The sequence below is a fragment of the Paraburkholderia sp. genome, from assembly GCF_035501035.1.
Classification (GTDB): Bacteria; Pseudomonadota; Gammaproteobacteria; order Burkholderiales; family Burkholderiaceae; genus Paraburkholderia.
This window is the reverse complement of sequence record NZ_DATJWR010000090.1, coordinates 1-11948: the sequence shown is the minus strand read 5'-3', so window position 1 is coordinate 11948 and position 11948 is coordinate 1. Positions and strand designations below refer to the sequence as shown.

The 11948-nt window shown below is 64.0% G+C and carries 9 protein-coding genes; 1 reads left to right on the top strand and 8 read right to left on the bottom strand.

Going from position 1 to position 11948, the window contains the following annotated elements; all coding sequences use genetic code 11:
- The 5 genes from pstS to VMJ11_RS06780 all read right to left on the bottom strand — a co-directional run.
- Nucleotides 1–876: phosphate ABC transporter substrate-binding protein PstS (gene pstS, locus VMJ11_RS06800; RefSeq protein WP_325618220.1), on the bottom strand; the 876-nt coding region annotated here is incomplete at its 3' end.
- A gap of 427 nt (nucleotides 877–1303) precedes the next feature.
- Nucleotides 1304–2656, bottom strand: coding sequence for a phosphoglucosamine mutase (gene glmM, locus VMJ11_RS06795; protein WP_325618218.1), 1353 nt, complete (start codon nucleotides 2654–2656; stop codon nucleotides 1304–1306).
- A gap of 91 nt (nucleotides 2657–2747) precedes the next feature.
- Nucleotides 2748–3575, bottom strand: coding sequence for a dihydropteroate synthase (gene folP, locus VMJ11_RS06790; protein WP_325618224.1), 828 nt, complete (start codon nucleotides 3573–3575; stop codon nucleotides 2748–2750).
- Nucleotides 3576–3797: 222 nt separating this feature from the next.
- Nucleotides 3798–5687: an ATP-dependent zinc metalloprotease FtsH gene (ftsH, locus tag VMJ11_RS06785; RefSeq protein ID WP_325618216.1), complete on the bottom strand. Its 1890-nt coding sequence runs from the start codon at nucleotides 5685–5687 to the stop codon at nucleotides 3798–3800.
- Between the two features lie 201 nt (nucleotides 5688–5888).
- Nucleotides 5889–6551, bottom strand: coding sequence for an RlmE family RNA methyltransferase (locus VMJ11_RS06780; RefSeq protein ID WP_325618214.1), 663 nt, complete (start codon nucleotides 6549–6551; stop codon nucleotides 5889–5891).
- Nucleotides 6552–6807: 256 nt separating this feature from the next.
- Here VMJ11_RS06780 and VMJ11_RS06775 point away from each other — a divergent pair, with 256 nt between their 5' ends.
- Complete coding sequence (locus VMJ11_RS06775) at nucleotides 6808–7353, top strand: YhbY family RNA-binding protein (RefSeq protein ID WP_325618212.1); 546 nt, start codon at nucleotides 6808–6810, stop codon at nucleotides 7351–7353.
- A gap of 71 nt (nucleotides 7354–7424) precedes the next feature.
- Here VMJ11_RS06775 and VMJ11_RS06770 read toward each other — a convergent pair whose 3' ends face one another.
- The 3 genes from VMJ11_RS06770 to carB all read right to left on the bottom strand — a co-directional run bounded on the left by VMJ11_RS06770 (nucleotide 7425) and on the right by carB (nucleotide 11923).
- Complete coding sequence (locus VMJ11_RS06770) at nucleotides 7425–7886, bottom strand: DUF4149 domain-containing protein (RefSeq protein ID WP_325618222.1); 462 nt, start codon at nucleotides 7884–7886, stop codon at nucleotides 7425–7427.
- Between the two features lie 88 nt (nucleotides 7887–7974).
- Nucleotides 7975–8451, bottom strand: a complete 477-nt coding sequence (gene greA / locus VMJ11_RS06765; protein ID WP_325618210.1) for a transcription elongation factor GreA — start codon at nucleotides 8449–8451, stop codon at nucleotides 7975–7977.
- A 217-nt stretch (nucleotides 8452–8668) separates the two neighbouring features.
- Nucleotides 8669–11923: a carbamoyl-phosphate synthase large subunit gene (carB, locus tag VMJ11_RS06760; RefSeq protein WP_325618208.1), complete on the bottom strand. Its 3255-nt coding sequence runs from the start codon at nucleotides 11921–11923 to the stop codon at nucleotides 8669–8671.
- Nucleotides 11924–11948: the final 25 nt, after the last annotated feature.

Below are 11948 nucleotides of genomic sequence, written 5' to 3'. Positions count from 1 at the left end.
CTTGCCCTGATCCGGCTTGTCCTGCGCGGTGTGCAGCAGCACGAACGTCGCGCCGACGACCGGCCACGCGTCCTTGCCCGGCTCGTTCGTGAGGATCTGGTAGAACGACTTCTTCCAGTCCGCGCCGGCAGCGGCTGCCTTGAACGTTTCGGTGGCCGGCTGGACAACCGCGCCCGATTCGTTCTTCATGGCAGTGTAGACCATGTGATTTTGCTTGGCGTACGCCCACTCGACGTAGCCGATCGCACCCGGCAGACGCTGCACGAAGGCCGCGACGCCGTCGTTGCCCTTGCCGCCGGTGCCCGTCGGCCAGGCCACGGTCGTGCCTTCGCCGACCTTGCTCTTCCACTCGGGGCTGACCTTCGAGAGGTAGTTCGTCCAGATGAAGCTGGTGCCCGAACCGTCGGCGCGGCGCACCACGGCAATGTCGAGATCAGGCAGCTTGACCTTCGGGTTCAGTGCGACGATGGCCGGATCGTTCCACTTCTTGATCTTGCCCAGGTAGATGTCGCCGAGCACCGGGCCCGACAGCGTGATTTCACCCGGCTTGACACCCGGCACGTTGATCGCCGGCACGACGCCGCCGACCACCGTCGGGAACTGGAACAGGCCTTCCTTGGCCAGATCTTCGTCCTTCAGCGGGGCGTCGGAGCCCGCGAAATCGACGGTCTTCGCCTGAATTTGCTTGATGCCGCCCGACGAGCCGATGCCTTGATAGTTCACCTTGCCGCCGCCCGACTTTTGATAGGCATCCGCCCATTTCGTGTAGATCGGTGCTGCGAAGGTGCTGCCCGCGCCAGTGATGTCAGCAGCCTGCGCTGCGATCGCGAAGAGCGCGCCAGCAACGCCAGCGAGCGCGGTTTGCATCAATTTCATGAGACCTCCAGTGTGTGAGCGGAAGAACGACACCGCGAAGCTTAGGGGCTCTCTGTGACAGTACCGTGACGATCCGTGAAGCCGACGTGACAATTTCATTACCGGCTGAAAGGCGCACCGCGGCGCACGCGAGCGCAGCCCGCCGGCGGCGTTGCGGGCCAGTGCACAGCGCCGTCGGCGGCTGTCCGGCGGCTGTTCTGCGGGCGTTCGAGGGGTAGTCCGGGCTCTGCGCGCACAAGCCTCTAAGCCACGCGCCAACAGCGATTTGAAACGCGCTCTGAAACGTTTGCATGGCTCCGCTCCGACGTCGAAAAGCACTGCAAAAAAAACGCGCGACGCCGGGTAACGGCATCGCGCGTTTCAGTGTGACTCAGACGCGAATCAGATAATCGTCAGGCGAAACCCGGCACGCTTTATCGAGCACCCCTCATGCAATCGTGCGCTTCACCGTACCGGCGATCGCCTCGGCATAGTGAACGGCATCCCGCTCCTCGCGGGCCTCGACCATCACGCGCACCACCGGTTCCGTGCCCGAGGCGCGAATCAGGACGCGGCCCTTGCCCTTGAGCTCCGCCTCGGCGGAGGCGATCGAGTGCTGGATCTCGCCGTTGCCCTTCCAGTCGGCCCCCTGCGCAATGCGCACATTGATGAGCTTCTGCGGGAACAGCTTCACGCCGTCGAGCAGTTGGGCGAGCGTTTGGCCGCTGCGCTTCATCGCTGCGAGCACGAGCAGCGCCGAAACGATGCCGTCGCCGGTCGTGTGCCGGTCGAGCGAGAGGATGTGGCCCGAGCCTTCCGCCCCGAGCTGCCAGCCGTGCTCACGCAACTGCTCCAGCACGTAGCGGTCGCCCACATTCGCGCGCACGAACCGCACGCCGAGGCCTTCGAGCGCCTGCTCGACCGCAAGATTGGTCATGAGCGTGCCCACCGCGCCTTCCACCTTGCCGTCGGTCGCAATACGGTCTTTCACGAGCACGTAGAGCAGTTCGTCGCCGTTGTAGAGACGGCCCTGCGCGTCGACGATCTGGAGCCGGTCGGCGTCGCCGTCGAGCGCGATGCCGAGGTCCGCATGATTCGCGCGCACCGCGCGCACGAGCGCGTCGGGCGCCGTCGCACCCACGCCGTCGTTGATGTTGAACCCATTGGGCGACACGCCGATCGGAATCACATCGGCGCCGAGTTCGTGAAACACGTGCGGCGCGATATCGTAGGCCGCGCCGTTGGCGCAGTCGATCACGAGCTTCAGGCCGCGCAGGTTGAATGCCTGCGGAAACGTGCTCTTGCAGAACTCGATGTAGCGCCCGCCCGCGTCGTGCAGGCGGCGTGCGCGGCCGAGCTGCTCGGAAGGCGCGCAATCGAGCGGCAATGCGAGCTGCTCCTCGATCTGCGTCTCCACATCGTCGGGAAGCTTGTTGCCGTCGGCCGAGAAGAACTTGATGCCGTTGTCGAAGTACGGATTGTGCGACGCGCTGATCACGACGCCCGCGGCCAGCCGCAACGCGCGCGTGAGATAGGCGATGCCGGGGGTCGTCATCGGACCGGCCAGCATTACGTCGATGCCGGCCGCCGAGAGCCCCGCCTCCAGCGAAGCCTCCAGCATGTAGCCCGAGATGCGCGTGTCCTTGCCGATCAGCACCGCCGGCCGCGGCCCCGAAGTCGACGCCGCGCCTGCGAGCACCTTGCCCGCAGCGTAGCCTAGCCGCAGCACGAAATCGGGCGTGATCGGCGCCTCGCCCACCTTGCCGCGAACTCCATCAGTTCCGAAATAACGACGCCCCATCTTTCTATCCCTCGGTTTGGTACTGCCTTGTCCTGTTTTTTGGCGCCCGGCCTGGTTTCACACCATGCCGATCAGGCGCCCTTGCAAATGTTCAGCGCCGCGCGGGCGCCGGGCCGCCGGCCATTGCGTCGCGCATTGCGCCCCAGACCTTCAGCGCGTCGACGGTTTGCGCCACGTCGTGCACGCGGATGATCGCCGCGCCCCGCTGTGCCGCGCACACCGCCGCCGCGACGCTCGCCGCAACGCGCTCCGGCGCGGGCCGGTTCACGAGGGCGCCGAGCATCGACTTTCGCGACATGCCGGCAAGGATCGGATACGGCGCGACGCCGGGCGTCACCGCGGGCGCGGTCTCGGGCAGGTGTGCAAGCAGTGCGTAGTTATGCTCGACCACCGATTTCCCGAATCCGAAGCCGGGATCCACGCTGATGCGCGCCTTGGCCACGCCCGCCGCTTCCAGCTCCGCACAGCGACGCGCAAGAAAATCGCGCACCTCGCTCACGACATCCACATAGTCGGGCTCGCCCACCTGCATCGTCTGCGGCTCGCCGTGCATATGCATCACGCACAGCCCGCAATCGCTGCCGCGCACGGCGTCGATCGCACCTGGCATCCGGAAGGCCCAGATGTCGTTGATCATGTCCGCGCCGGCGGAGAGCGCCTCGCGCATCACTTCTGGCTTGTACGTGTCGATCGAGAGCGGCACGTTCGCACCCTTGAGCTTCTCGACGAGCGGAATCACACGCTCAAGTTCCTCGTCGAGCGGCACGGGCGGCGCGCCGGGCCGCGTCGATTCGCCGCCGATGTCGATGATATCCACGCCGTCGAGCATCATCTGCTCGGCGCGGCGCAGCGCGTCGTCGAAGGCGATGTAGCGGCCGCCGTCGGAAAACGAATCGGGTGTGGCGTTGAGAATACCCATGACGAGCGGACGCCCGAACGTCAACGTGAAACGACCGCATACGAGCGGTTCAGGCGGGAGGTTACCCTGCGAGGTGGAATTGGGCACGTCAAGAAACTTCAGAAGTGTAACGAGATGAAGCGGTGCGACAGGTCGCCCATCAGACGGCAGCCGCGCCCGCCAGAAATGCAAAACGGGCCGATGTGAACTTCACACCAGCCCGCAACTTTACTCACGCCAGGATCACGCCGGTGCGGTAGCGCTACCGGGCTTGACCTCGCTGCCCGTGCTGCCGCCCGACGAAGGCGCGTCGCCCGCCGACGGGGTGCTCTTCGGCGAGCGCGGCGGACGGCCGGCCATGATGTCGTTGATCTGGTCGGCGTCGATCGTCTCCCACTCCATCAGCGCGGCGGTCATGGCTTCGACCTTGTCGCGGTTCTCGTCGAGCAGACGCTTCGCGAGATTGTACTGCTCGTCGAGCACGCGACGGATTTCGGCGTCGACCTTCTGCTGCGTCGCTTCCGAGATCGCGCGCGTGAAGCCCTTGCCGAACGGACCACCGTCACTGTCGTCGTCGGCGTAGACCATCGGCCCGAGTGCGTCGGTCATGCCGAAACGCGTGACCATGGCGCGAGCCGTCTGCGTCGCCTTGTTGAAGTCGTCCGAAGCGCCGGTGCTGATCAAGTTCATGAACAGCTCTTCCGCCACACGCCCCCCAAACAGAATGGCCAGACGGTCAAGCAGATAGTCCTTCGAGTAGGTTTCGTTATCGTGCTCGGGCAACTGCCACGTCACGCCCAGCGCACGGCCGCGCGGGATGATCGTGACCTTGTGCACCGGGTCGGCCTTCGGCAGCAACTTGGCGACGACCGCGTGACCCGACTCGTGGTACGCCGTGGCGCGCTTCGCCTCTTCGCGAATGACAGCCGACTTGCGCTCCGGACCCATGAAGATCTTGTCCTTCGCGTCTTCGAAATCCTGCATCTCGACGATGCGCTTGCCGCGGCGCGCCGCAAAGAGCGCGGCCTCGTTCACGAGGTTCGCCAGATCCGCACCGGAGAAGCCCGGCGTGCCGCGCGCGATCACTGCCGCGTCGACGTCGTTGGCGATCGGCACCTTGCGCAGGTGCACCTTCATGATCTGCTCGCGGCCGCGGATGTCCGGCAGGCCCACGTAGACTTGACGGTCGAAACGGCCCGGACGCAGCAGCGCCTTGTCCAGTACGTCCGAACGGTTGGTTGCCGCGATCACGATGACGCCCGAGTTCGCCTCGAAGCCGTCCATCTCGACGAGCATCTGGTTCAGCGTCTGCTCGCGCTCGTCGTTGCCGCCGCCCATGCCGGCGCCGCGATGACGGCCAACCGCGTCGATTTCGTCGATGAACACGATACACGGCGCGTGCTTCTTGGCCTGCTCGAACATGTCGCGCACGCGAGCCGCGCCCACGCCGACGAACATTTCGACGAAGTCCGAACCCGAGATGCTGAAGAACGGCACCTTCGCTTCGCCGGCAATGGCGCGTGCGAGCAGCGTCTTACCCGTACCCGGAGGACCGACGAGCAGCACGCCACGCGGGATGCGCCCGCCCAGCTTCTGGAACTTCTGCGGATCGCGCAGGAAGTCGACGAGTTCGGACACCTCTTCCTTGGCTTCGTCGCAGCCCGCGACGTCGGAGAAGTTGACCGCGTTGTTGTTCTCGTCGATCAGACGGGCGCGCGATTTACCAAAGGAGAACGCCCCGCCTTTGCCGCCCCCCTGCATCTGCCTCATCATGTAGAACCAGAACACGATGATGAGTATGGTTGGCCCGAGGTAGTACAGCGCGGAAACGAGCGCGTTCGGCTCTTCATCGGCCTTGCCGCTCACCTGCACGCCATATTTCATCAGGTCGCCGACCATCCAGATGTCGCCCGGGGAGACGATCTGGTATTTCTGGCCATCTGCCGGAGTGACCGTGAGGTTCCGCCCCTGCACCACGACGCTCTTGACCTTGCCGTTTCTCGCGTCGTCCATGAACTGCGAATAGGAAACGCCTTCCTGGACACGGGGCTTGTCGAACTGCTTGAACACCGTAAACAGCACCAGTGCGATTACCAACCACACTGCTGCCTTCGAAAACATGTTGTTGTTCAAAGCACCACTCCTTCACTCATAGACGGGCGCCTACATTTGCCTTGCTTCACCATCAAAGCATTCTAATCCAGTACAGGGCCCCCTGCCATAACGTTTCGCTACCGCAGGAATAGCCGTGGCGCCTTGTCCGGACCGCGTTTTACGCCCTTTTGCATCTGTCCGGCGGCACCTTCGCGCCTCGGGACCGCAATCACGCCCCAATTAGTTCGGACGCTTCAGATGTTTACCCAATATAAACGTTTCGGCCGATTTGTCGCGCGAAGCCTTCGGCTTGCGCGCGGCCACGGTTTTGAACTGCTGCTTGAACTTTTCGACAATCTGGCTGTAACCGCTGCCGTGGAAGCACTTGACCAAAAGGGCCCCATCCGGTTTCAGATGATTTTGCGAAAATTCGAGCGCGAGGTCGCACACGTGTTCGATACGCGCCGCGTCGGCCGACGCGACCCCTGACAGATTGGGCGCCATGTCTGAAATTACAAGATCGACCGGGCGCCCGCCTACCAATTCTTCCAGTTGCGCGAGCACGTCGTCTTCGCGAAAGTCGCCCTGCAGGAACTGCACGTCGGCAATGGGCTCCATCGGCAGGAGATCGAGCGCAATGATCGTGCCGTCGATGCCGCCCTGCCTTTGCTCGTCGCGCTTCCCGCTCTGCGCGAGCTTGTTGCGCGCATACTGGCTCCAGCTGCCCGGCGCCGCGCCGAGGTCCACGATCACCATGCCGGGGCGGATCAGCTTGTCCTGCTCGTCGATTTCCTTCAGCTTGTACGCGGCACGAGCGCGGTAACCCTCCCGCTGCGCCATTTTCACGTACGGGTCATTGATGTGGTCGTGCAACCACGATTGGTTGAATCTATTTTTTGCCATTAAAGATGAACTCTTGCTGCGTGATCTCGCGCTTTTAGCGGATAATACGCGTTTAATTCGTGCGGCCGTCGCGGCCCGCCTGACCGGAAGGCATTCGCCTCCGGCGGCGTGAGTGCCTGCGCCTTGCCGTTACCCCCGGTTTTTTTCCGATGCGCCGGGCGGCCAGCGAGCCGCCGACCGCGTTGACGCCTGTCGATCCAGCTCAGGCCTGTCGACCCGCGCGGCGCCGTCATTTTAGTCGAGTCTGCCACATCCCATGCCCGCCCTCTCTCTTTCCGCCGAACAGCGCTCCGAACTGCGCTCCCAGGCTCACGCGCTCAAACCGGTCGTGCTCGTCGGCGCCGAGGGACTGACCGACGCCGTTCTCAAGGAAATCAAGGTTCACCTCGCCGCGCACCAGCTCATCAAGGTGCGCGTGTTCGGCGACGAGCGCGAAGAGCGAATTGCGATCTACGAAGACATCTGCGATCGCCTGAACGCCGCACCGATTCAGCACATCGGCAAGCTGCTCGTCATCTACAAGCCCGAGGAAGCGAAGGCGAAAACCACCACCGCGCGCGCCGGCGCACGCGGCACCGTGACGCGGCCTTCCGGCGACGTGCCGAGCGCGCGCGAAGCGGGCAAGCGTGGCTCCGCGCCGCGCGTCGTCAAGGTCGTCAAGGCCACCGACAACCCGATGCGCAAGCCGAAATCGCAGAAAGTCGTCGTCAAGGGCAACGAGCGGGTCACGCAAGGCGGCAACGTCAAGCGTGCCAAGAAGCGCCAGACGAGCTCCAAGCGGGCGCATCAGAACGCGAAGTAAAAGAGGAACGCGGCCACCGAGCCGCGCTTTTTTTCACCGCTTATTTTCCTGAAAGCCGCTTATGACGGCGCTCAACGCGCCGCAGCCTCCATGTGCTGCGGCATTGCGCCGCGGGCCGAAGGCAGCAGCCAGACGAGCCACGCGCCCAGCAGGCTCTGCACGAGATAGAAGAGACTCGACACGCCGTGCAACATGCCGAAGCGGCTCGCATACGGCGAACTGGCGACATCCATCCCCGCGCTCATGGCAGCGACGCGCAACGCGTTCATGTACGGCTGCAGCGCGAAATAGCCGATCAACACACAGAGCAGCATGAACGCCAGCATCCAGCGCAAGCGGCGATAGCCCAGGGCGCCGCGCCGCGCGAGCACGTTGGAGAGCCCGAGCAGCAGCACGCCGCACACCACGCCGACGAAGGCTTCGATACGAAAGAGCTGCGCGGCGATCCCGCCGGCCACCACCCTTTCGAGCGACGCAAACAGCACGGGCGCAACCGCATAGCCGATGGTCAGCTGGCTGCCGACCCAAAGCATGGCCAGGAGCCCGAAGAGCCGGTGTGGAACGAGCGAAACCGCAGTTGCGGGGCTCGCGTAACCTGACGTACTCACGGCTGCGCGCTCCTCAGACGTAACGAACCTCGATGACTTCGTACTCGCGCACGCCGCCGGGCGCCTGCACTTCGGCGACGTCGCCTTCGGACTTGCCGATCAGCGCGCGTGCGATGGGCGAGCTCACCGAGATCAGGCCGTGCTCCAGATCCGCTTCGTCGTCGCCGACGATCTGATAGGTCACCGACTTGCCCGACCCGAGGTCTTCCAGATCGACGGTGGAGCCGAACACCACACGGCCGTCCGCTTCGAGCGTAGCCGGGTCGATGATCTGGGCTGCCGCCAGCTTCGACTCGATTTCGGCGATGCGGCCTTCGATGAAGCCCTGCTTTTCCTTCGCGGCGTCGTATTCCGCGTTTTCCGACAGATCACCCTGCGCGCGCGCTTCGGCGATCGAATTGATGACCGCCGGACGCTCGACGGATTTCAGGCGCTGCAGTTCTTCGCGAAGCTGGTCTGCACCACGCTTGGTCAAGGGAATCGTGCTCATAAACAACTCGTATGGCCGCTCAGGGCCTCAATGAGGCCGCGCCACGAGCGCTTGCGCGCACGTTGCGGCCTTAAAAAAAATCACCGCGGTTAAGTGCATTCCGCGAGGGCGGCAGCGCGGTTTGGCGCAGCCGGGAAACCCTGTTGGAACGCCGCTTAACCGCGGCACATTCAGCTTTTTTGTCTGCCTCGTTCGTATTGGACAGACAATGGAAGCCTTAGTTTAGGCGAGCGTGGAGGCCTTGTAAATCATAGACTTCCAGGTTCTTCAGATAACGCAGGCCCTCGACGGCCGCGCGCGCGCCCGACATCGTCGTGTAGTACGTGACCTTGTTGGCCTGCGCGCTCATGCGGATCGAGCGCGAATCGGCGATGGCTGCGCGGGTCTCGTCGACTGTCGTGAAAACGAGCGAAATCTCGCCGTTCTTGATCATGTCGACGATGTGCGGACGGCCGTCCTTCACCTTGTTCACGACCTTCACCGGCACGCCGGCCGCTTCGATCGCCGCCGCCGTGCCGCGCGTCGCGACGAGCGGATAACCGAGTTCGTGCAGCATGCGCGCGACTTCGACGGCCTTGGGCTTGTCCGCATCCATCACGGTGATGAAGACAGTGCCCGACTCCGGCAGGCGCGAGCCCGCGGCAAGCTGCGACTTGAAGAGCGCCTCGCCGAAGGTCTTGCCCACGCCCATCACTTCGCCGGTCGAACGCATTTCGGGTCCGAGTACCGGATCGACGGCCGGGAACTTCACGAACGGGAACACCGCTTCCTTCACGCTGAAGTACGGCGGCACGACTTCCTTCGTCACGCCCTGCTCCGCGAGCTTCTGGCCGACCATTGCGCGCGCCGCGATCTTCGCGAGCGGCAGGCTCGTGGCCTTCGAAACGTACGGCACCGTACGCGAGGCGCGCGGATTCACTTCCAGCACATAGATGATGTCCTTCTTCGAACCGTCATCCTGCGGCACCTGCTGGATCGCGAACTGCACGTTCATCAGGCCGACCACGTTCAGCGCTCTCGCCATCGCGCCGGTTTGACGCTTGAGTTCCGCGACCGTTTCCTTCGAGAGCGAATACGGCGGCAGCGAGCACGCCGAGTCGCCCGAGTGCACGCCCGCCTGCTCGATGTGCTCCATCACGCCGCCGATGAACACGGCTTCGCCATCGGAGATGCAATCCACGTCGCACTCGATCGCGTCGTTCAGGAAGCGGTCGAGCAGCACCGGCGAGTCGTTTGATACCTTCACGGCCTCGCGCATGTAGCGCTCGAGGTCGCGCGGCTCGTGGACGATTTCCATGGCGCGGCCGCCCAGCACGTACGACGGACGCACGACGAGCGGGTAGCCGATTTCGTCGGCGAGCTTGAGTGCTTCGTCTTCGTTGCGCGCGGTGCGGTTCGGCGGCTGGCGCAGGTTCAGGTCCTGCAGCAGCTTCTGGAAGCGCTCGCGGTCTTCCGCGGCGTCGATCATGTCGGGCGACGTCCCGACGATGGGCACGCCGTTCGCCTCGAGGTCGAGCGCGAGCTTCAGCGGCGTCTGGCCGCCGTACTGCACGATCACGCCGACGGGCTTTTCCTTGTCCACGACTTCGAGCACGTCTTCGAGCGTGAGCGGCTCGAAGTACAGACGGTCGGACGTGTCGTAGTCGGTCGAAACGGTCTCGGGGTTGCAGTTGACCATGATCGTTTCGTAGCCGTCTTCGCGCATCGCGAGCGCGGCGTGCACGCAGCAGTAGTCGAACTCGATACCCTGACCGATCCGGTTCGGGCCGCCGCCCAGCACCATGATCTTCTTGTTGGTCGTCGGGTTCGCCTCGCACTCTTCCTCATAGGTCGAGTACATGTAGGCAGTCTTCGTGGCGAACTCGGCCGCGCAGGTGTCCACGCGCTTGTAGACCGGGCGAACGTTCAGCTCGATGCGGCGTTTGCGCACGTCGGCGGCATTCGCGCCGAGCAGCTTCGCCAGACGCCGGTCCGAGAAGCCGCTTTGCTTGAGGTAGCGCAGCTCATCCTTCGTGAGGCCTTCGAGCGTGCGGCCCTTGACGGCCTCTTCCTTCTTGATGATTTCTTCGATCTGGGCGAGGAACCACGGATCGATCGCGGTTTCTTCGAAGATCTCTTCGCGCGTCATGCCCACGCGGAACGCGTCGCCCACGTACCAGATGCGGTCCGGACCGGCTTCGCCGATCTCGCGGATGATCTCGTCGCGGCTCGTGGTCTTTTCGTCCAAGCCGTCCACACCCACTTCGAGACCGCGCAGGGCCTTCTGGAACGACTCCTGGAACGTGCGGCCAATCGCCATCACTTCGCCCACCGACTTCATCTGCGTGGTGAGCCGCGGGTCGGCTTCGCGGAACTTCTCGAACGCGAAACGCGGAATCTTCGTGACGACGTAGTCGATGGTCGGCTCGAACGAGGCCGGCGTCTGGCCGCCCGTGATTTCGTTCTTGAGCTCATCCAGCGTGTAGCCAACAGCCAGCTTCGCCGCGACCTTGGCGATCGGGAAGCCCGTGGCCTTCGAAGCAAGCGCCGATGAACGCGACACACGCGGGTTCATCTCGATCACGATCATGCGGCCCGTGCGCGGGTCGATCGAGAACTGGACGTTCGAGCCACCCGTGTCCACGCCGATCTCGCGCAGCACGGCGAGCGAGGCGTCGCGCAGGATCTGGTATTCCTTGTCGGTGAGCGTTTGCGCCGGCGCGACCGTGATCGAGTCGCCGGTGTGGATGCCCATCGGGTCGAGGTTTTCAATCGAGCAGACGATGATGCAGTTATCCGCCTTGTCGCGGACCACTTCCATCTCGTATTCCTTCCAGCCGAGCAGCGACTCTTCGATCAGCAGCTCGCGCGTGGGCGAAAGGTCGAGACCGCGCTTGCAGATCTCTTCGAACTCTTCGCGGTTATAGGCGATGCCGCCGCCCGAGCCGCCCAGCGTGAACGACGGACGGATCACGACCGGATAGCCGCCCGAGCCGGTCGCCGCGGCGATTTCGGCGTGCACCTTGAGCGCCTCTTCCATCGAGTGCGCGACGCCCGACTTCGCCGAGCCAAGGCCGATCTTCGTCATCGCGTCCTTGAACTTCTGGCGGTCTTCGGCCTTGTCGATCGCTTCCGGCGACGCGCCGATCAGCTCGACGTCGTACTTCTTCAGCACGCCTTGGTGGTGCAGGTCGAGCGCGCAATTCAGCGCGGTCTGGCCACCCATCGTCGGCAGGATCGCGTCGGGGCGCTCCTTCTCGATGATGCGCTCGACCACTTCCCACGTGATCGGCTCGATATAGGTCACGTCGGCCGTGTTCGGGTCGGTCATGATCGTCGCCGGATTGCTGTTGACGAGAATGACCTTGTAGCCTTCCTCACGCAGCGCCTTGCATGCCTGCGCGCCCGAATAATCGAACTCGCACGCCTGGCCGATGATGATCGGACCCGCGCCGATGATGAGAATGCTCTTGATGTCTGTCCGCTTGGGCATAACGCTCTCGCTAAATATTCCTGTG